Source organism: Burkholderia sp. JPY481 (genome assembly GCF_038900515.1).
Lineage (GTDB): Bacteria > Pseudomonadota > Gammaproteobacteria > Burkholderiales > Burkholderiaceae > Paraburkholderia > Paraburkholderia youngii.
Window position 1 is genome coordinate 1 of record NZ_JAYMRT010000112.1, and the last position, 784, is coordinate 784.

Annotated in this window: 1 protein-coding gene; it reads left to right on the plus strand. The window is 64.9% G+C overall.

What is annotated here, in order from left to right; all coding sequences use genetic code 11:
• A partial coding sequence (locus VSR82_RS39875; RefSeq protein WP_498858913.1) for an AMP-binding protein occupies positions 1 to 784 on the plus strand: 784 nt, incomplete at both ends.

Here is a 784-nt window from a genome sequence, read left to right on the forward strand (position 1 = left end):
CGGCTGGTGCTGGCCGATGCGGCGGGGCGTGCGGCGCTGGGCGCGGAGGCGCTCGCTGGGGTGGGGCTGGTGGAGCTGGAGGCGCAGTCGCCGGCGTGGGCCGGGCAGCCGTCATCGGATCCGGATGCGCGCGCGCTGGGCCTGGGTCCGCACCATCTGGCCTATGTGATCTACACCTCGGGCTCCACCGGCACGCCCAAGGGCGTGATGGTTGAACATCGTGGAGTGGCCAATTATCTTGCGTGGGCCTGTGAAGCTTACGCGCCACGATCATCCTCGATCGTTTCTTCTTCCCTGGCGTTCGATGCGACGATCAACAGCCTGTTTGCACCGCTGATCTGCGGTGGTCATGCACGGCTGGTACGGGAACGCGATGAGGTCGCGGGACTAAAGGTACAGGCCAGTTCGGCATGCGGGCTGGTCAACGTTACCCCGAGCCATCTGGACGCGCTTGGACAACAGCTGCTGGCGGGCCCGATGGCCAGCCAGGTTGACCTGCTTGTTATCGGTGGTGAAGCGCTGTCGCATTCAACAGTCGAGTTGTGGCGCAGGGTTCAGCCTGGCGCCAGGATGGTGAATGAATACGGGCCGACCGAAACGGTTGTGGGTTGCACCTTTTACGAAATTCCGAGCGAATGCGCTGTATCGACGCACGTTCCGATCGGCCGTCCGATTGCGAACACGCGGGTGTACGTGCTGGACGGTCATGGCGAGCCGGTGCCGTTCGGGGCGGCTGGGGAGCTCTACATTGGCGGGGCGGGGGTGGCGCGTGGCTACCTGAACC